Origin of the sequence: Micromonospora sp. NPDC023814 (assembly GCF_040639595.1) — a bacterium.
In the GTDB taxonomy this organism is placed as follows: Bacteria; Actinomycetota; Actinomycetes; order Mycobacteriales; family Micromonosporaceae; genus Micromonospora.
In genome coordinates this window covers 1-1,031 of the sequence record NZ_JBFAAF010000265.1, presented here as the reverse complement: position 1 = coordinate 1,031, position 1,031 = coordinate 1, and the positions used below count along the sequence as shown (strand labels likewise).

The following is a 1,031-nucleotide window of genomic DNA, read 5'->3' as shown; positions in this document are numbered from 1 at the left end:
CCAACACCGTCTGGATCAACAAACCCACAGCTCAACCCGCAGATCTACAGAACACCTGACCACGAAAACGTCTCACTTGACTTGACAGGTTCCGCTTCGACCGATCGCTGATTGTGGTCGCGCCGGGTCAGGATCGCACGGTTGCCACGTACGGCGAATCCGTCCGGGCCGTGCACGGGGCTTGGCCAGCTGGTCACTTCACCGGTGGAGGGGGTGACCCGTGTGAGGAACGTGCCGGCGCGGCTGCTGCCGGAATACCAGACCAGCCATACCTGGTCGCCCTCCGTCGCGGCGGTGCAGCCCTGCAGTGGCCAATCAGGAAGACGGCCTTCCGGAGCCCATGTCACCTGGCCGTCCGCGCTCCAGCCAGCCAGTCCGGCTGCTGACTCTGGATGGCCTCCGTAGATGCCTTCGTCACCGTAGGCCGCCCAGATCGACCCGCCGAGATCGGTCACCAGGACTGATATGTCGTCGCCGATACAGAAGGCCCTCTGTGGCCCGCCTCCCAGGGACCACACCACGGCGTTCGGCTCCCACGAGCCAGTGCCCTTCCTGCGTGCGCGTCCGCTCGCGATGAGGAGTCGTGAGTCGGAAAGAAGAGCGATGTGATCCGGCGAGACCTGAATGTCCTCGATCGTTTGGCGTCGAATTCGGCCGTCGGTTTGGCGGATCACCAGTACGCCGTCGAACGGACCCTTCGGGCTCCATCCCACCCAGCCCTTGACGTAGCGGCTTCGACGTAGGTGCCGTCGATGGACGAGCAGGACAGCAAGCTCACCTGTTGGGCCGACTGTCCACCACAGAGGGCGTCGCCCTGCCCAGAGATCCGCGGTGGGCAGCTTCCATACCCGATGAGCCTTGACGGCCGCGGACACGGCACCCCCGGTTCTTCAGCAGGGTAGGTGCGAGCAGTGTAGTGATGCCGGGACCGGCCGCGGGAGCAATGCTCGAAACCTGTGGATGAGCGTCGGGAGGCGTACCCTCCCGGCGACGCTCCATGTCCAAGGAATCGAGTAGAGCCCGCGCGCCAA

Annotated in this window: 1 protein-coding gene; it reads right to left on the bottom strand. The window is 64.9% G+C overall.

Annotated features, from left to right (window positions below; genetic code table 11):
* Positions 1-44 precede the first annotated feature (44 nt).
* Complete coding sequence (locus AB0G14_RS35900) at positions 45-674, bottom strand: hypothetical protein (protein ID WP_357705287.1); 630 nt, start codon at positions 672-674, stop codon at positions 45-47.
* Positions 675-1,031 lie beyond the last annotated feature (357 nt).